Origin of the sequence: Jeotgalibaca ciconiae, from assembly GCF_003955755.1 — a bacterium.
In the GTDB taxonomy this organism is placed as follows: Bacteria; Bacillota; Bacilli; order Lactobacillales; family Aerococcaceae; genus Jeotgalibaca; species Jeotgalibaca ciconiae.
The window spans coordinates 2,552,596-2,571,922 of the sequence record NZ_CP034465.1 but is presented as its reverse complement, the minus strand read 5'-3'; the positions used below and the strand labels follow the sequence as shown (position 1 = coordinate 2,571,922).

Sequence of the window (19,327 nt, the reverse complement as noted above, 5' to 3'; positions counted from 1 at the left end):
CCACCTCCTCAGAAATTTTCTGTTTTTTCCTCGTTTACTCTTTCTCAATTAACCTTGTTTCCCCATCTTCTTGTATAATTAATCTATTTTTCAGTAATCGACCCATTGCGCGTTTAAATTGAGCTTTACTAATTCCAAAATAGTTTCTAATATCATCAGGATCACTTTTATCCGTATAGGGAAGAGAAGCTGTAGGACTTTTTTCTAGTAAAGCCAAAATCATTTTGGCATCCCCCTCTAACGCTTCATGAGCGCGAGGTTTCAGCGATAAGTTTAACATACCATGTGGACTTACTCCAATTACTCGCGCATTGACTACCTCTCCTAAACGAGGTTCAACTTCTCTTTCTGTAGGATGAATAAAACCAATATAATAATCATCCGTCAGAATGAACGTGCCAACCATTTTCAAACGATATACAATCCCCGTAACATCCTTATTCTTCCAATCTTGTTCGGAAGGAATCCGTGAAATCGAACGGAACAGATCTTCGTCAGCCAATTCTCCCCACATACGATCTTTTTCATCAACTGATAAAGTGACCATTAAGCGATCCCCTTTTTTCGGCCACAAACTTTTTAGTTCTGGCATACGATCAAGAGAAACAACAATGTCTTTATCTCCTAAACCAATATCCACAAATACACCTAGATCACGACGAACATTGATAACCTCGCCCCACCCATAATGTCCAATACGGACTTTAGGGATTTTTGTCGTCATTTTCAAATCTTTGTTCATTGTTTCGTATACAAAACCACTTGCTACATCTCCAATACTTAATTCTTCTGGAACATCTTCTTTTTCTAAACGATAGGTAATTCCATTTTTTTGCACGAAAAGAGCTTCTTCATTCTCGTCTGTCACCATCGCCGTTATGATTGTTCCTAAATCTTTATTCATATTATTCTCCATCCCATCTCTATATCTCCTATCATTTTATCACAATTGTTCCCTTTAATTCCAAATAACCGATGAGAAAATAAAAAGAAAAGCAGAGTAAATCGATAGTTACTCGAAAGAAATTATACTTGTCTAGTCTATAATAAAGATGTTCAACGGTATATCCTCTGCTGAATATCGTTATTTTCTTTAAATAAAGAGTCTCATCATTAAAATTCAATCGGAACGTCTGTTTCTTTTGAAGTACTAATCAATACTCTAATCTATTAGAAAAGCGGACAAGTCCGCCTTGGCCTATGAAAAAATAGGAAATTTGACCCTGAATGAGCAGCGAAGCGCGCAATGGGCCAAATTTATCTTTTTTTCACTAGGTCAGGACTTGGGAGCTAGACATTGATGGCTGAACTTATAATCCCCTAATCTATAAGAAAAGCGGACAAGTCCGCCTTGGCCTATGAAAAAATAGGAAATTTGACCCTGAATTGTCAGGAGACTTCACGCTTCAGCGGGTTAGTCGAATGATATGCGTTAGCGAGCAGCGAAGCGCGCAATGGGGCAAATTTATCTTTTTTCACTAGGTCAGGACTTGGGAGCTAGACATTGATGGCTGAACTTATAATCCCCTAGTCTACAAAAAAAGAAGGAAAACACAATACGGTTCTCCTTCTTCCTGCTTATTAAATTTTAGATAGCCGTTGTTGCGCCACGATAAATAATTCCACGACGAGAATCTACTGTGATTACTTCACCATCATTAACGAGTGTAGTAACATTTTCAGCACCAACAATTACTGGAATTCCTTGTGCAATTCCTACAACTGCTGCATGGCTTGTTAATCCACCTGTTTCGACTACAATTGCGCTTGCTTTTTCAATAGCAGGCATATATTCTTTGTCAGTATTTTTAACAACTAGAATACAGTCTTCTGTTGCATTTTTGTTTGCTTCTTCAGCTGACGAAGCAACTACCGCTTTGCCAACTACTGCTTGTTCGCCGATACCTTGACCGCTTGTTAATTTGGATCCAATTAATTGAATCTTCATTAAGTTTGTCGTTCCGCGTTCTCCAACAGGGACACCAGCAGTAATAATAATTAGATCGCCTTCTTTAGCATATCCATTATTTTTAGCTACAACTGCTGCTAAATCCATCATTTCATCTGTTGTTGCAGGTTTTTCAGAAACAAATGGGTAAACTCCATAAGAAAGTGCTAATTTACGAGCTTGACTTTCTGTAAATGTCACAGCTACGATATGTGCTTTCGGGCGATATTTAGAAATCATACGAGCTGTATGTCCAGACTCAGTTGCAGCAACAATTGTTTGAATACCCAAATTGCGTGCCGTATGTCCAACTGATTGTCCAATCGCTTCTGCCATATCTGTATTTGAATATGCCTTCAAAGCAAATGCATCTTGTCCAACAAGAGCTTCTTCTGTACGTTTTGCAATAGTTGCCATTGTTTGAACTGCTTCCACTGGATAATCGCCAGCAGCAGTCTCTCCAGATAGCATAACTGCGTCAGTTCCATCAAAAATTGCATTTGCCACGTCTCCAGCTTCCGCACGTGTAGGACGTGGGTTGCGTTGCATGGAATCAAGCATTTGAGTTGCTGTAATAACAGGTTTACCTAGACGGTTACATTTTTCAATCAACATTTTTTGAGCAATTGGAACCTCTTCAGTTGGAATTTCAACACCAAGGTCACCACGAGCAACCATCAAACCATGAGAAACTTTTAAGATTTCATCGATGTTATCGATTCCTTCTTGGTTTTCAATTTTAGGAATGATTTGAATTTCAGTAGCATCATGTTTTTCTAAAATTTCAGAAATTTCTAATACATCACTTGCGCGACGAACGAAACTTGCTGCAATATAATCAATGTCATTTTCAATACCAAAAATGATGTCAGATGCGTCTTTATCAGTGATTCCTGGTAAGTTTGTTGAAACACCCGGTACGTTCACACCTTTTTTGTTTTTCAAGATTCCAGAATTTTTAACTGCTGTAACAATTTCACCATTATCTTTATCGATATCAGTAACTTCTAAATCTACTAATCCATCATCTAATAAAATATGGTTTCCAACTACAACATCATTAATCAATCCAGGATATGAGATGGAGAATTTTTCTTTTGTTCCTTCCACTTCATCCATAGAGATACGAACAGTTTCTCCAGAAATTAGCGAAACTACGCCATCTTTCATGTTATGCGTACGAATTTCTGGTCCTTTCGTATCTAAAAGAATTGCAACCATTTTACCGGTTATTCGTGATGCCTCACGAATATTTTTAATACGTGCTAAATGCTCCTCATGGTCTCCATGGGAAAAGTTTAATCGAGCAACGTTCATTCCTGCCTCAATTAACTTTACAAGTGTATCTACTGTTTCACTTGCTGGTCCGATTGTACAAACAATCTTCGTTTTCTTCATGCGTAAATCTCCTCTTCCTTTTAGTTTTAAGAAAATTAAAAAGAAATTTCCTTATTAATTTGATACAAAGAAAGATATGGGACATGACGTTTTGTTTCCAAAGTTTCAATAATATCATTAAAAACAATCTGAGTACCCCTAATACCTATACAAATGCCGCCCTTACCTTCCTCTAATAATTGTACCGCATTATAGCCAAATAAACTACCTAAAACTCGATCTCTTGCAGAAGGAGATCCCCCTCTTTGAACGTGACCAAGAACGGTTACACGAGTATGGAAGCTTTTGTATTTTTCTAATTCTGCAGCGAAATCATTCCCATTCATTACACCTTCAGCCAATAAAATAATGGTATGTTTTTTACCGCGTTTTCTTCCATCTTCAATTTCTTTTACAACTTCCTCCATTGTAAAATTAACTTCTGGAATAACAATACTTTCAGCTCCACTACCAACACCAGTCCAAAGTGCAATATCTCCAGCATTGCGCCCCATAACTTCAATAATAAATGTACGGACATGACTTGTTGCTGTATCTCTAATTTTATCAACAGAGTCTAGAACCGTATTAATTGCTGTATCAAAACCTAATGTATATTCTGTTCCGGAAATGTCATTATCAATCGTTCCAGGGATACCAATTGTTGGGAATCCAAGTTTTGTCAAAGCAGCTCCACCACGATATGAACCATCTCCGCCAATTACAATCAATCCATCAATACCGAATTTCTTCAGTTGTTCAATCCCTTTTTGTTGACCTTCTATCTCTTGAAATTCAGGATATCTAGCAGAATACAGAATGGTTCCACCACGACTGATTGTATCTCCTACATCATCAACGGTCAGTTGATGGATATCTCCTGCAACCATGCCGGCATAACCATAATTAATTCCATATACTTCTAATCCATCATAAATTCCTTTTCTTACAATTGCTCTAATTGCAGCGTTCATTCCAGGTGCATCTCCACCACTTGTTAAAACTGCGATTCGTTTCACATCATTCACCTCGTCAAAATTGAGAAAACTCTATTTAATATTCTTGTACCATCTTACCATTGTTTTTATAAAAAGTCTCAAATGTTATTCATTTTATTACAATTCCTGTTATCGGTAACACCTCTTTTTACAGAGTTTTTTATTGAATCACCACATTCTTCTCACCAAATAAACGATTTAATTTTTCTACGCTTTCTTTTGATGGATTAAAACGATATTTTTCATCCAACAATATTTTTCGGTCACGAACGGTGTCCACTAACACTACTTGACAGAGACCTGGGAATTCTTTTAAAAGGCTGATTAATTCTTTGAATTGTTTATCATATAGCTCTTCGTTTGTCATACGAATAAAACATCTTTGGTTCTTCTTTTCTCTTTGTAACAAGTATTCTTCCATGAGCACTAATTTTTGTACAATAAATGATGATTGATTTTCATTACGTTTATCTTCGTACTTTCCGGTAAGAACTACTAGTTGTCCTTCTTGCAGATATTTAATATACCTGACGTATTGTTCTGGAAAGAGCGTTGCATTCAACATCCCAGTTGCGTCAGTGAGCGTAAGGAACGCCATAGGGTCGCCTTTTTTTGTTTTAATACGTTTTACTTCTTTTATTAATCCCATTGTGCGAGTGGATTGTTTAGATGTTAATTCACCAATATAGAAGATATGATTTTCTTTATACAAATGTCGATACTCCTCAATAGGATGTTCTAGCAATGAATAACCTAAGTACTTCTCCTCTAATTCCGTTAGTTCTGATAAAGGAAATTCCTCTTTTTCAACATAACGAGGTTCTAGCACTTCAATTAAATCAACATTGTTACCACTATATTCAATACTCGACAGCATTCCAGCTAGCGAGCCCATCAAAGTCGCTCGTGTGTGTCCAAAGGTATCGAAAGCTCCACTAGCAATTAAGGGAATGATCAGGTCGCTTTTTAACCACTTAGTAGAAATTCTACGTAAAAATTGGACAAAATCTTGATAGGGGCCATTTTGTTTGCGTTCAACTAGAATATGAGAAATAAAATCTCTTCGTAATCCTTTCACCCCACTTAAACCAAATTGGATTTGATTATTGACCAAGGAATACTGCCAATCGCTCTGATTAATATCAGGATAGGTCAATTCAACGGATTGCTTTATAACATCTAATAAATAACTTTTCATTTTGTCAGAATGAGCATTAGCAGAGTTGAGTAAAGCAGCAAAAAAAGCAGCTGGATAATGAGCCTTCACATAAGCCATCTGGTAAGCAATATAAGAATATGCAACCGAGTGAGAACGATTGAACCCATAGTTTGCAAAACGTTCAATGTATTGATAGACTTCTTCTGCTTTTTTAACTTCATATCCATTATTGATCGCACCTTGAATAAAATGTTCTTTTTCTCGATCAAGAGTCGCTTTTTCTTTTTTTCCAATGGCTCTTCGGAGAATATCTGCTTCTCCTAAAGTAAAACCAGCTAGTTTGGAAGCTACTTGCATAACCTGCTCCTGATATACCATTACGCCATAAGTGACATTTAAAATAGGTTCCAAATCAGGATGGAGATAATCTATTGGTTGTTTGCCCTTCTTACGGCTGATAAATGTATCAATTTGTTCCATTGGTCCTGGGCGGTAAAGGGCGTTGACGGCAACAAGATCTTCCAGATTTTCTGGCCCTAATTTCCGAAGAACATTTTTAATACCGGCAGATTCAAATTGGAAGATGCCATTCGTATTGCTTTCCTTAAATAATTGCATTGTTTTTGAATCATTAATCGGAATGGAAAAAATATCAAACGCTTTTCCTTCAGCTTTTTCTACCAGTTGAACTGCATCGTTTAAAATACTCAAGTTTTTCAAGCCCAAAAAATCCATTTTTAAAAGACCAATCTCTTCCACATTCCCCATGGGATACTGCGTTAGGGACAATTCATTTTCTCTTTGTTGGAGAGGTATTAATTCTACTAATGGTTGATCACTAATCACCACACCAGCCGCATGGGTAGATATGTGACGAGGAACTCCTTCTATTTTCATGGCAGTTTCAAAAAGAAGACGATTAGTAGTGTTTTTTTCGACTAGTCTTTGAAGTGGTTTAGACTGTTTATATGCATCTTTTAATTGAATCCCTATCTGGTTTGGGATGGCATTTGACCATACCGATGCTTCTGCAGGAGTCAAACCAAAAACGCGTGAGGTATCCCGTATCGACATCTTTGCCGCAAGCGTTCCGAACGTAATGATTTGGGCAACGTGGTGATAGCCATATTTATCCTTTACATAGCGCAAAACTTCATCTCTTCGATCATCGGGAAAATCTAAATCAATATCCGGCATGTTGTAACGTTCTTTATTAAGGAATCTTTCAAACAATAAATTGTACTCAATTGGGTCCACATGTGTAATTCGCAATACATAAGCCACTAATGATCCAGCAGCTGAACCCCTTCCTGCTCCAGGCAAAATGCTCGCATTCTTAGCAAATGCCATTACATCCCAAACAATTAGAAAGTAGTCATCAAATCCCATTTCGTGAATAATGCTGAGTTCATATTGAAGTCGCTCTAGGTAATCCTCCTTACCTTTCTTCATACGCATTGTTAAACCTTCCAGACAGACTTTCTTCAAATATTCACTAGCACTTACTCCTTCTGGAACGGGATATTTCGGCAATAAAGGTTGGTTTAAAGGCAATTCAATAAAAATTGAATTGGCTACTTCAGCCGTCTTATCCGCAAGCTCACCTAATCCCATAGCTTGGTAACGATTGTAAATGTCTTCTGGGGCTGGAAGATAGTATTCGCCGTTTATTTCCTCTGAGTGGATATCAATTGGTTCGTTTGAGCCAATTGATTGCAAAACTTGGCAACTAAATTGATCTTCTGAATTCAAATAGCGAATTTCATTTAGTGCAATCATTGATACTCTTACTTCTTTACTTAATTGCTGCAATGGCTCAATGAGTGGATGCATCTTTTGATAGAGCTGTACACCCAAGAAGAATTGATTAACGGAAAATATTTCTTTCCAAAATTGCACGACTTCTTTTGCTTTTTCATATTCATTATTGGCTAAAAGCGTCTCTACCTCGCCTTTTTCACCGGATGTTATCCCAATAATATTTTCCAGACCAAATTGAAGCTCTTTTTTCAATTCGCTCTCATCTTCTTTCGAACGAATCGTCGAGAGCTTCAGTAATTTTTGATATCCTTGATAGTTTTTAGCCAATAATACGATTGGAAAAGTCTGTTCTTGGTAATGATTTCCTTTTAACTCAAGCTGAATACCGAGAATGGGTTTTATTCCTGCTTTTTTACACAGTTTATAAAAATCCAACTGTCCGTATAAAACATTATAATCCGTTAATGCAAGAGCTTCGTATCCCTTCTCTTTTGCAGATTGGACTAAATTAGTTAATTTTGTTGTACTCTGAAGTAAAGAATATGAACTGATAACTTGAAGTTGTGTAAATGTCATAATTTCCCTCCTTCCCTCCTAATGCATTATATAATATTTCCATCTTTTCTTATAGGTGTAAACGAATAGTATTTGCTCTTTTTTAAATGAATAGTATTTCTGCCATCAATGATAGGGATTTAGACGACTTTGTCACGTTTTCTAATTATTATAACTTGTCTTCTGGTCAATTAGTGATAAAATAAGGTTCGAGAAGAGGTGCAAGAAATGAAATTTATCGTCTGTTTAATATGGGGATTTATCCTCGGACACGTTGCTTTTTATATCGGAAGTGCCTTAGAAGGTAATTCTTATGATTTTATCAGCGCATCAATTATGGGAATTGTTGTTGCCTTTATAGTGTTTATATTAACAAGTATGTTCCCTAAAAAAGCAGATGCGAAGGTATAATCTTAGCATCTGAATAAATACCCCCTCAAAGAAAAACTGAGGGGGTATTTATTATCCAAATTTACTTGATAAACATTGCATCGCCAAAGCTAAAGAAGCGATAACGTTCTTTAACTGCGTGTGCGTATGCATTTAAAATTGTTTCTCTTCCTGCAAATGCACTCACTAACATTACCAATGTAGACTTAGGCAGATGAAAGTTCGTAATAAAAGCATCCACTACTTTAAACTTATATCCCGGTGAGATAAAAATACTGGTCCAATCACTATCTGCTTTTATTTCACCAGCATATTTCGTACCAACAGTTTCTAATGTCCTGATAGATGTTGTTCCGACCGCAATGATTCTGCCGCCATTTTTCTTTACTCTGTTCAAAATTTCAGCAGTTTCTGCAGGCAAATAATAAAACTCCGAATGCATCTCATGATCATCCAATTCATCTGCCGATACTGGACGGAATGTCCCTAAGCCAACATGAAGAGTCAAGTAAGCAATGTGAATACCTTTTTCCTCAATCTGCTCTAAGAGATCTTTTGTAAAATGCAATCCCGCTGTCGGAGCAGCTGCAGAACCATTTTCTTTTGCATACACCGTCTGATACCGATCAGGATCATCTAATCTTTCCTTAATATATGGAGGTAACGGCATCTCGCCTAGGCTTTCCAAAACTTCTAAGAAAATGCCCTCATATTCAAATTCAATGATACGTCCACCATGTTCTAATTCTTCCGTTACAACTGCAGTAAGAGTATCTCCGCCAAAAGAAACCCTGGTACCTTTTTTCGCTTTTTTAGCTGGTTTAACTAGTGTTTCCCAAGTATCTCCTTCTTGATTATTTAAAAGAAGTACTTCTAGATGTCCACCTGTATCCGGCTTGACTCCATGAAGGCGGGCAGGTAAAACACGTGTATTATTTAATACCAATGCATCTCCCGCTTGTAACTCATTAATAATAGCTGGGAAACGGTTATCAGACACATCTCCGGATGAAGAGTCCACTATTAATAAACGAGAATCTGCTCGATTTTCTAATGGAGTCTGAGCGATCAACTCTTCTGGTAAATAAAAATCAAAATCACTTGTTTTCACTAAAATTCCTCAATTCTAATATAACATTCCTTTATTTTTCAAATGGATAACCCAAATGTTCATAAGCTATTCGAGTTACCATTCTACCTCGTTGTGTTCGTTGTAAAAAACCAATTTGTAAAAGATAAGGTTCATACATGTCCTCAATTGTTTCGCGGTCTTCTCCAATTGTTGCTGCAATAGAGCCAATTCCGACTGGTCCACCTTGATAGAAGTCAATCATGGTCGTTAAAATCCTCCGGTCTGTAGCATCCAAGCCTTCCTTATCCACCCGCAACAGTGTAAGACCTTCTTTAGCAACATCTTGAGTAATGACTCCATCTGCGTACACTTGAGAAAAATCCCGTACCCGTTTCAATAAACGATTCGCTATCCTGGGAGTTCCACGTGAGCGACGAGCAATCTCTTTTGCGCCATCTTCTTCAATATCAGTTTGTAATACATTAGAAGAACGAACAACAATATCGGTCAAATCAGAATCACTGTAATAATCCATTCGTAATACAATACCGAACCGAGTCCTTAAAGGCGAAGATAGACTTCCAGCTTTCGTTGTTGCGCCAATCAGTGTAAAAGGAGGAAGTGAAAAATGAACGGGACGAGCAGTAGCATCTTGACCAATAATAATATCTACAAAATAGTCTTCCATCGCTGAATAAAGTACTTCTTCAACGATTCTCGGCAGTCGATGAATTTCATCAATAAACAAAACATCTCCTGGGCTTAACTCATTTAATAGAACCATTAAGTCTCCTGGTTTCTCAATTGCAGGCCCGCTGGTTGTATGCATTTGGACTCCCATCTCATTCGCAATGACACCTGCCAAAGTTGTCTTTCCCAAGCCAGGGGGCCCATAAAGCAATACATGGTCTAACGCTTCATTCCGATGTTTTGCTGCTTGAACATAGATATTTAATTCATTTACAACTTTCTCTTGACCAATATATTGTTGAATCGTTTGCGGCCGAAGTGTTTCTTCCATTTCTTCTTCATTCCAGCTTTCCACATCAGTAGACAACATACGATTATTCTCCATTCTTTTCACACTCCTTTTCTAATTTTTTAATAATAGTTTGAAAGCAATACGCAATACTTCTTCCGTATTCATAACGTCTGTTTCTTCTAATTGGGGTTTGATTTTATTGATTTCTCTCGGTGAGTATCCAAGCCCTTTTAGAGCCTCTAAAGCTTCAGAAACATAGTGTTTATTTGAGCCATTCGCTTTATCGTCCGAAATAAGGGGTAATTGCCCCACTTCAATTAATAAATCATCTAACTTCCCTTTTAAATCAAGCACAATCTGTGAAGCAGTTTTTTTCCCTACTCCTGGAAACTTAGTCAAATAGTTAATATTTTCAGTTTCAATTGCTTGTATCAACCCTGTATGGTCATCGTTTGCCAAAATAGATAAACCACTTTTCGGACCAATACCAGAAACACTAATCAATTTAAGATATAATTGTTTTTCATGTTCATCTTTAAATCCATACAATGTAATCGCATCTTCTCGAACAGCTTGGTGAATAAAAACTTTTACTTCTTGCTCTAAGAAAGAAGTGAAACGGAATGGGTTCGCAACTTGTATTTGATAACCGATTCCCTGTACATCTAAAACAATGTAGAGCGGATGAATACTAATCAATTTACCGTTCATATATTCATACATCCGTTTTTTTCTTCCTTTCTAAATCATTTCCTGTCTTCCATATTATCATATTAGAACCATTTAGGCATTTTGTTTTCTCTATTAAAACAGAAAAAAAGAGGTTCATTTACCTCTTCTTTCATGCTGACTATTTTAAGAAAACAAAGAACGATATTCTCCATAGCCTTCTTTTTCTAAGTCTTCATAAGGTACAAAACGTAAAGCTGCTGAATTAATGCAGTAACGTAGTCCTCCCATTTCTTGAGGTCCATCCTCAAATACATGTCCCAAATGAGAATCTCCTTCTGAACTTCTTACTTCTGTACGTGCGCGCATTAATTTTGTATCTTCTTTTTCTGTTAATTTGGAAATTGGTTTGGAAAACGACGGCCATCCACAACCTGCATCATATTTATCGGTCGAACTAAATAAAGGTTCATCACTTACGATGTCAACATAGATTCCTTGTTCATAAAAGTCATCGTACTCACCTGTAAAAGGACGCTCTGTCGCTTCATTTTGAGTTACTTCATACTGTAATGGTGTTAATTTTTTACGAAGTTCTTCTTTATTCTCTTTCATACCTATCATTCCCTCTTTATATGTTTGTTTTCTACACTTATCTTACCTTAATCTTAATGAAATCAACAATGATTGGTTTGTGAAAAACTCTCAATGAGGATCTTGAATTCTTTTAAACATTTTCTCCATATCTTGATTGGTAAAATGAATCAGAACAGGACGTCCATGTGGACAATTATAAGGATTTTTTGTCTTAGATAAATCTGCTAATAATGTTCTTGCTTCTACCTCATTCAAATGATGATTCGCCTTTATGGATCGCTTGCAACTCATCATAATAGCGGTCGCTTCACGTAATTTTTTAACGGAAATATTTCCTTCTTTTAAAATCATATTAATAACATCATTGATAATTGCTTCTTCTTGTCCTGCCTTAAACCAAGTAGGATGCTGATCCAACAAGAATGTTTGTTTTCCAAATGGTTCTAAAAAGATGCCAATGTCTTCCAGCTTTTCTTGATTTTCTTTCACTCGCATATACTCATCCATTGGAAGATCAATCGTGATTGGAACCAACAGTCCTTGTAAATCTCTTGATACCTTTGCAATTTCTTCCCGATAAAATTCATATTTTATGCGTTCTTGTGCAGCATGCTGATCAACAATGTATAGTCCTTTTTCATTTTGAGCAAATAAATAAGTTCCATGCATTTGTCCAAAGTAGTACAATTCTGGAAAATTCTCTATCTCCTCTTCTTCACTCAATGTTCTTTCGGCTGTTATTAAAACAGCTTCTTCATGCAGTTCGGGTTGAACGAACTCTTCTACAACAGCCTTGCCATTTTTTGATTTGGTTGTTTCAATCGGTTTCACGGTCTCTCCCATAATTTCATCAGTCTCTTCCACTGAAAAAATAGAGTCTGTCTGTAATGGTTCCTCTTTCCGCCCCTCTGGGTAAAGATCAACATAGGCGATTTCCTTCGGCTCATCCTCAACTGGTTCTGCAGTATTTGTACTTTCTTCTTCTAAGCGAATATTTATCTGTTCGTGAAAAGGAACTTGTATTGGTTTTCGTTTAAAAGATAAATTTTCTAAGCCACTTGGTATAAACGGTTTATCCTTTAAAGCACTTTGAATGGCTTCCATTATGAGTCCTGTTAGTTCTTTTTCTTTACTGATACGGACTTCTTTTTTAGATGGATGCACATTTACATCCAGTAACAACGGATCCGTTTCAATCGTTACAACAGCAATTGGAAAACGACCTACCATTAAGCGAGAACCAAACCCATCCACAATTGCATTTTGTAATTGAAAATTACGTATGTAGCGTCCGTTCAATATAATCGTTAAATAATTTCTACTTGCTCTTGTAACTTCTGGCATAGTCACCAGGCCGCTTATTTGAAAATCCAAATTTTCTGCCTGAATGGTCATCATTTTTCGAGCTACTTTTGTTCCATACACACCAGCAACTGTTTGCTTTAAGTCCCCATTTCCGCTTGTTCGCAATAATGGATTGTTATCATGATACAAACGAACAGAGATTTGAGGATGGCTTAAAGAAATTCGATTAATAATATCCGTAATGTTTGAAAGTTCAGTCTGAAGCGTCCTTATGTATTTCAAACGAGCAGGTGTATTGAAAAATAAACTTTCAACGGTAATACTTGTACCCTTTCTTGTTCCATAAGTCTTTTCCTCAACAATTGTACCGCCATCAATCCTTAGCATTTTTCCAGGTAAAGATTCAGTTGCGGTCTCTACCGTTACTTTTGCTACAGAAGCAATACTTGGAAGAGCTTCTCCACGAAACCCAAGTGTATGGATACGAAATAAGTCTTCTTGAGAATAGATTTTACTGGTCGCATGTCTTTCAAAAGCTAAGGAAACTTCGTCAGGATAAATTCCTTGTCCATTATCACTTACTTTTATTTTTTTTAATCCTGCTTCTTCTATCCAAATATCGATTTGAGTACTTTTCGCATCAATCGCATTTTCCACTAGTTCTTTTACAACTGAGGAAGGTCTTTCAATTACCTCCCCAGCAGCAATTTGATTTGTTAAATGTTCTGGAAGTTCTCGTATTGTTGTCAAAACACGTCACCTCACTTTTTCTTTTCAAGAATCTTTTTCCATTCGTTTACTTGATACATTAAATCCATCGGTGTAAAGTTTTCAATTGCTAGGTCTTTCATCTCATTGATTACTTGTTTTTCGTTCAAATCCACTTCAACTTCACTAAATAAAGATAACTGAGTCGTGTCATCAGCTTCAGCTACTGAGTCTTTCGTCACTTTCGCTTCGCTTTCTAAACGATGGAGAATCTGTCTCGCTTCTGTTATTAGCGAATCAGGCATTCCTGCTAATTTTGCAACATGCAGACCATAGCTTTTATCTGCTGGGCCTTGCATAATTTTATGCAAGAAAACTAATTCTCCATTTTGCTCAATCGCGCCTACATGAACATTCCTTAATCCAGAAAGTTCTTTCTCAAGGCTTGTTAGTTCGTGATAGTGAGTAGAAAATAGCACTTTTCCTTTTTTATTTTGATGTAAATGTTTTAGAATTGCTTCTGCAAGAGCCATTCCGTCATAAGTAGCTGTACCTCTCCCAATTTCATCAAATAAAATTAAGCTACGCTCTGTAGCAAATTGCAAAGCTTGGTTGGTCTCTACCATCTCAACCATGAATGTACTTTGTCCAGAATACAGATCATCCGCAGCTCCAATTCTCGTGAAAATCTGGTCAAAAACTGGCAAATGCGCTTCATTTGCAGGAACATAACATCCCATTTGAGCCATGATGACAATGAGTGCTACTTGTCTCATATAAGTACTTTTACCCGACATATTCGGTCCCGTCACGAGTAAGATACGATTGTCTTCCTCCATTTGAATGTGGTTTGAGACGTATTGGTCTTTCCCTAAAACCTCTTCCACAACGGGATGTCGTCCTTCTAAAATATTGATAGCTTTTGACGTTGAAGACATCGTTGGTTTTGTATAATGATATCGTTCGCTAATCTCAGCAAAACTTTGCAGGACATCCAGTTCGGAGATTTGTTTTGCTAGTTGTTGCAAGGATTCACTGTACGCTTTTACTTTTTCACGTATTTCGATGAACAACTCATACTCTAAGGTAGCAGATTTCTCTTCTGCTTCTAAAATGATTCGTTCTTTTTCTTTTAATTCCGGTGTAATAAAGCGTTCTGCATTTGTCAAAGTCTGTTTGCGGTCATACAGTCCTTCTGGCAAATGTTGAACATTTGCTTTTGAAACTTCTATGTAATAACCAAAAACGCGGTTATAGCCAATTTTCAATGTTTTAATGCCCGTTCTCTCACGTTCTTGTTGCTGTAGAGCGGCAATCCATTTTTTACCGTTTCTCATAGCATCCCTGTATTGGTCTAACATGTCATTATAGTTGTCCTTAATGACATTTCCTTCTGTTATTAAAATGGGAGAATCTTCTATAATAGCAGTCTCAATAAGGCTACGCAGTTCGGGCATCTCTTCTATTTTATCCAAAGTAGACTGCCATACTTTTTCATCAATGGATTCTAAGGTATTCTTTATCAATGGTAATTGTTCCAAAGATGTTTTTAATTGGATCAATTCCCGTCCATTTACATTCCCAAAAGAAACTTTTGCTACCAGACGCTCCAGATCATACACAGAAGATAATGCTTCATTAATATCCATTCTTTCAAAGTAATGATTTAATAATGATTCTACTTTTTGTTGACGCAATTCAATTTCGGTTTTATTAATGAGTGGTTTTTCCAGCCATTGTTTCAACTTTCGCCCACCCATCGCAGTTTTCGTTTGATCCATTAACCACAACAGACTACCTGCTTTTTGTTGATCTCGAATCGACAATGTTAGTTCGAGGTTTCTTCTAGCATATGCATCCATCTTTAAAAATTGGTCTGGTTTATAGCGAATAGCCTTTTGTATATGGGATAAGCTTCTTTTTTGTGTAATAGAAAGATAGTCCAAAAGTATTTTTAGAACACTTTCACATTTTTCTTCATCGATGTCTTCCAATAATTCTTCGTAATTAGCAGTCGTTACTTGAGTATTTTGGTTGGAAATAAGCACTCCCGTCTGCTGTTCCAGTAGCTGTGCGATGGGTGGATACTCCTCACTTGAAAAAACGACTTCTTTTGATTGTAAGGATTGCACTTCGTTAATTACTGCATCTTCATTTTCCAGAATCGTTACTCTTAATTCTCCAGTGCTGATATCTGCATAAGCGAGAGGAAATATCCCGCCGATCTGCTCAATCGCAACTAAGTAGTTGTTACTGTTGCTGCCTTTCTCATCCATATAAGTTCCCGGAGTTAATACTTGGACAACTTCTCGTTTTACCATCCCTTTTGTTGTTTTTGGATCTTCTATTTGTTCACAAATTGCAACTTTATATCCACTTGTCACCAATGTACGAATGTATTCTGTTGCAGAATGATACGGAACTCCACACATCGGGACTGGATTATCCGCATTCTTATTTCTACTTGTTAGTGTAATTTCTAATATTTTCGCTGCTCTTATAGCATCTTCATGAAATAATTCATAAAAATCCCCTAAACGATAGAACAAAAAGGCATCAGGATGTTGTTCTTTTATCAAGAAGTATTGCTCCATCATTGGTGTTTGTTTCGTTTTTTGTGTCATTCTTTCACCTCAATAACCCTTTACTTCTACTTACTCATTCATCTCTTCAAATAGATTCACGGATTCCTGAATTTGAGCGAACAGAAGCTGAACAATTTCATTTGCTTCCCAAAGAGAATCTTGGTAAGCATTGACGGTAATGTTCTCATCTAGTTCTCGATTTAGTTCTTCAAGTTCCTTTAATGTCGCCTGATAGGCTTCTGGTTTTTCGTAATATTCAAAATTGACTAGGTTTTTTTGTTTTTCTTTAATTTGTTCAACAATCTGGTTCAACCACTGATTTTCTGAAACATTCTTTTCCATTTCTTGATAACGAATAATCTCTTCTTTATCTTGAAGAAGTTCAATCAATTTGTCCAATTCTCGATCAACTGATTCTTCAATTTTTGGTCGATTCTCGTTCATTATTTATTCACTCCCGAATGGTTGGTCGTCGTTTATCAAAATATTTTCAATCCGCAGTGCCTTTCCAGTCGTAGAATCCAGTTCGATAAAGCACCCGCTTAATATTTTACGTCCTTGTTCAGGAATTTCATGGCGCACCGGCATCTGACTGATGAATTTTTCTATAATGATTTCTTTTTCCACACCTAAAATACTATCATAAGCCCCAGTCATTCCAGCGTCGGTAAGATAGGCAGTTCCTTGTGGCAAAATACGTGCATCGTTTGTCTGAACGTGTGTGTGTGTGCCAACGACCGCTGAAACCTGTCCATCTAAATACCAGCCCATTGCCTGTTTTTCACTTGTAGTTTCGGCATGGAAATCTACAAAAATACAATTCGTCTCACTTTTTACTATTTTAAGAATTTCATCCATTTTACGGAAAGGATCATCTAAACTATTCATTAGCGCCCTTCCTTGCATATTGATAACGGCAATTTTTTGTTGGTTGATGGCAATAATTTTGTACCCAATTCCTGGCGTTCCTTCAGGGAAATTTGCAGGTCGCAATAATTTTACTTTTTCATTGTCCACGAATGTAAAGATATCTTTATTATCCCATGTATGGTTTCCCATTGTAATGATGTCTACTCCTGATTGTAAAAATTCTTTATATATTTTTTCAGTTATACCTCTTCCGGCTGCAGCATTTTCTCCATTCACAATGGTAAATTGGGGACGGTATTTTCTTTTTAATGCTGGAAGGCTCTCACTTAACATATTTCTACCAATTGAACCAACTACATCCCCGATAAATAACAGTTTCATTGTATATTTTTCCTCATCTCTACATTTCACTTATTCCTTTATATTAACAATAATTTGTTTTTTTGCATAGTTATCAATAATAGCAGATTCTTTTTATAGCAGGAATATTTCTTTTGTAACGAAAACCCCAATTTTTTCATCTAAAAAAGACCAGGACACTTAGTCCCAGTCTTCTAATTTATTATTTTGCATATTCTATTGCTCTGGTTTCGCGTATAACCGTAACCTTGATGTGTCCCGGATAGTCTAATTCTTCTTCGATTTTTGCTTTAATATCGCGCGCCATTAAAATTGCATGAGAATCATCTACATTCTCTGGGTTTACCATAATTCTAATTTCTCGACCTGCTTGAATAGCAAAGCTATTTGCAACACCTTCAAATTCATTTGCAATTCCTTCTAGTCTTTCTAGCCTGCGAATATAATTTTCCAATGATTCACTTCTTGCTCCTGGTCGCGCAGCTGATAATGCATCTGCTGCCGCTACTAGAACAGAAATGATGTTAGTTGGTTCTACATCTCCATGATGGGATGCAATTGCGTTCACAACAACAGCATTTTCTTTATATCTCTGTGCAATTTCTGCACCGATTTCAACGTGAGATCCTTCTATTTCATGATCAAGTGCCTTACCAATATCATGGAGCAGCCCAGCTCTTTTCGCTAATGTAATATCTTCTCCTAATTCAGCAGCCATTATGCCTGCTAACTTAGCAACTTCAATACTGTGATTTAAAACATTTTGACCGTAGCTAGTACGGAAATACATTCTTCCAAGAATCTTGATTAAGTCAGGATGTAACGAGTGAATACCGACTTCAAATGTAGCCTGTTCACCGATTTCTCTGATGCGTTCATCCATTTCTTTACGAGCTCGATCAACAGCTTCTTCAATCCTAGCTGGATGAATTCTTCCATCTTGAATTAAGCGTTCCAATGCAATCTTAGCAGTTTCTCGGCGAATTGGATCAAACCCACTTAACACTACTGCTTCAGGAGTATCATCGATAATCAAATCAATTCCTGTAAGAGTTTCTAGAGTTCGAATATTTCTTCCTTCTCGGCCGATAATTCTACCTTTCATATCATCATTTGGTAATGTAACAACAGAAACTGTCGCTTCAGATACTAAATCCGCTGAACTACGTTGAATTGCTTGTAAGATGATATTTTTAGCTTTTCTTTCTGATTCATCTTTCGCACGTTGTTCAGATTCCTTGACTAGTATCGCACGTTCATATGTTAACTGTTCTTCCGTTTCTTTCATGATAATCGTTTTTGCATCATCTCGTGACATGGTAGCAATTCGTTCAAGCTCTTGTTGTTGTTCTTCAATAATATCCTGAATCCGATTTTCTTCGGCTATTAAAGTTTGATTTCTCTTAGCAAGATTTTCTTCTTTTTGTTCAATCGCTTTTTCGCGTTTTGATAAAGAATTATCTTTACGATCCAAATTTTCATCTTTTTGAATTACTCGATTTTCTTGTTTGAGAAGATCATTTCTTCTTTCGCGAAGCTCTTCTTCAATTGTAGAACGGTATTGATGGCTTTCTTCCTTCGCTTCCAACATTGCCTCTTTTTTCTTTGTTTCAGCATCTTTTTCTGCTTCTTCAAGGATTGAGGCTGCTGTATTTCTTGCTCCTGCTAGTTCTTTTTCATGATTCGATTTCCGATAGTAATATCCGATAACGACACCAACAATTAAAGCTATGATAGCGAAGGCAATTTCAAACAACTCCATAAATTCACCTCCGTATCTATTTAGTTTGTCGTTAAAAAAATTAAAAATATTTTCTAAAGTATGTGTAGTATTGGGACTTACACATATACCAATTTTAAACTTTGTTGAGCATACTGTCAATCAAATTATAGTTCTAAGCTATTCTAAAATAAGAAAAGCGGACAAGTCCGCCTTGACCTATGAAAAAACAGGAAATTTGACCCTGAATGAGCAGCGAAGCGCGCAATGG

At 36.7% G+C, this 19,327-nt stretch carries 14 protein-coding genes; 1 reads left to right on the top strand and 13 read right to left on the bottom strand.

The genetic code is table 11. From position 1 onward, the window contains the following. Positions 1-34: 34 nt before the first annotated feature. The 4 genes from EJN90_RS11925 to dnaE all read right to left on the bottom strand — a co-directional run bounded on the left by EJN90_RS11925 (position 35) and on the right by dnaE (position 7,819). Positions 35-904: a CvfB family protein gene (locus EJN90_RS11925; RefSeq protein WP_126111538.1), complete on the bottom strand. Its 870-nt coding sequence runs from the start codon at positions 902-904 to the stop codon at positions 35-37. A 684-nt stretch (positions 905-1,588) separates the two neighbouring features. Continuing rightward, a complete protein-coding gene (gene pyk, locus EJN90_RS11920; RefSeq protein ID WP_126111536.1) occupies positions 1,589-3,346 on the bottom strand; it encodes a pyruvate kinase in 1,758 nt (585 codons plus the stop codon). Positions 3,347-3,381: 35 nt separating this feature from the next. Then, positions 3,382-4,344, bottom strand: coding sequence for a 6-phosphofructokinase (gene pfkA, locus EJN90_RS11915; RefSeq protein WP_126111534.1), 963 nt, complete (start codon positions 4,342-4,344; stop codon positions 3,382-3,384). A 139-nt stretch (positions 4,345-4,483) separates the two neighbouring features. After that, on the bottom strand, positions 4,484-7,819 hold the full coding sequence (dnaE, locus tag EJN90_RS11910; RefSeq protein WP_126111532.1) for a DNA polymerase III subunit alpha: 3,336 nt from the start codon (positions 7,817-7,819) through the stop codon (positions 4,484-4,486). A 207-nt stretch (positions 7,820-8,026) separates the two neighbouring features. Between dnaE and EJN90_RS11905 the strand changes: the two genes are divergently transcribed. Beyond that, positions 8,027-8,209 carry a YjzD family protein gene (locus tag EJN90_RS11905; protein WP_126111530.1) on the top strand — a complete coding sequence of 61 codons (183 nt, stop codon included), beginning with the start codon at positions 8,027-8,029 and terminating at the stop codon, positions 8,207-8,209. A 61-nt stretch (positions 8,210-8,270) separates the two neighbouring features. On the opposite strand, the gene queA is transcribed toward EJN90_RS11905, so the two are convergent. The 9 genes from queA to rny all read right to left on the bottom strand — a co-directional run bounded on the left by queA (position 8,271) and on the right by rny (position 19,098). Beyond that, the gene (gene queA / locus EJN90_RS11900) at positions 8,271-9,305 is read right to left on the bottom strand and encodes a tRNA preQ1(34) S-adenosylmethionine ribosyltransferase-isomerase QueA (RefSeq protein ID WP_322348880.1); all 1,035 of its coding nucleotides are present in this window, start codon (positions 9,303-9,305) and stop codon (positions 8,271-8,273) included. Between the two features lie 25 nt (positions 9,306-9,330). Continuing rightward, positions 9,331-10,335: a Holliday junction branch migration DNA helicase RuvB gene (ruvB, locus tag EJN90_RS11895; protein WP_126111526.1), complete on the bottom strand. Its 1,005-nt coding sequence runs from the start codon at positions 10,333-10,335 to the stop codon at positions 9,331-9,333. An 18-nt stretch (positions 10,336-10,353) separates the two neighbouring features. Beyond that, positions 10,354-10,965 (bottom strand): Holliday junction branch migration protein RuvA, encoded by a 612-nt coding sequence (gene ruvA, locus EJN90_RS11890; protein WP_126111524.1) that lies wholly within the window; start codon positions 10,963-10,965, stop codon positions 10,354-10,356. A 132-nt stretch (positions 10,966-11,097) separates the two neighbouring features. Further along, positions 11,098-11,526: a peptide-methionine (R)-S-oxide reductase MsrB gene (msrB, locus tag EJN90_RS11885; protein WP_126111522.1), complete on the bottom strand. Its 429-nt coding sequence runs from the start codon at positions 11,524-11,526 to the stop codon at positions 11,098-11,100. Between the two features lie 90 nt (positions 11,527-11,616). After that, positions 11,617-13,563 (bottom strand): DNA mismatch repair endonuclease MutL, encoded by a 1,947-nt coding sequence (gene mutL, locus EJN90_RS11880; RefSeq protein WP_126111520.1) that lies wholly within the window; start codon positions 13,561-13,563, stop codon positions 11,617-11,619. 11 nt (positions 13,564-13,574) lie between these two features. Beyond that, positions 13,575-16,145, bottom strand: a complete 2,571-nt coding sequence (gene mutS / locus EJN90_RS11875) for a DNA mismatch repair protein MutS (RefSeq protein WP_126111518.1) — start codon at positions 16,143-16,145, stop codon at positions 13,575-13,577. Positions 16,146-16,175: 30 nt separating this feature from the next. Next, positions 16,176-16,550, bottom strand: a complete 375-nt coding sequence (locus tag EJN90_RS11870) for a YlbF family regulator (protein WP_126111516.1) — start codon at positions 16,548-16,550, stop codon at positions 16,176-16,178. A gap of 3 nt (positions 16,551-16,553) precedes the next feature. After that, positions 16,554-17,357: a TIGR00282 family metallophosphoesterase gene (locus EJN90_RS11865; RefSeq protein ID WP_126111514.1), complete on the bottom strand. Its 804-nt coding sequence runs from the start codon at positions 17,355-17,357 to the stop codon at positions 16,554-16,556. Positions 17,358-17,538: 181 nt separating this feature from the next. Beyond that, positions 17,539-19,098: a ribonuclease Y gene (rny, locus tag EJN90_RS11860; protein ID WP_126111512.1), complete on the bottom strand. Its 1,560-nt coding sequence runs from the start codon at positions 19,096-19,098 to the stop codon at positions 17,539-17,541. Positions 19,099-19,327: the final 229 nt, after the last annotated feature.